This is a genomic window from Salinimicrobium oceani (genome assembly GCF_012037645.1).
In genome coordinates this window covers 1-283 of record NZ_JAAVJR010001653.1, presented here as the reverse complement: position 1 = coordinate 283, position 283 = coordinate 1, and the positions used below count along the sequence as shown (strand labels likewise).

The window sequence follows — 283 nt, the reverse complement described above, 5'->3', positions numbered from 1 at the left end:
CCCTATACTCCAAAAAGAACTTTTCCAGAGCATCCATTTTATCTGCCAACCACTCCTGTACCTCCGGCCAATCTTTTCTATTGTGGATGTTGGCCCCTTCTTTGGTGACGTAGACCCGGGAGATTAGTTTTCCGTTTTCCAGTTCGTAGGCTTCAGCAAAAACAGCATCAGGAAGAAATTCCTCTTTAAGAATAGTTTTTAGACTCTCAAGTTTTTCAAAATAATACTGTCTCATGATCTCATCAGTCGCATCGAGATCTATAGAAACTTCAGCAATTCTTCG

1 protein-coding gene is annotated in these 283 nt (G+C 41.0%); it reads right to left on the bottom strand.

Annotation, left to right across the window (positions count from 1 at the left end):
* Positions 1-283, bottom strand: a 283-nt coding sequence (locus tag HC175_RS23480; protein WP_168140132.1) for a DUF4268 domain-containing protein, incomplete at both ends; no start/stop codon positions are given.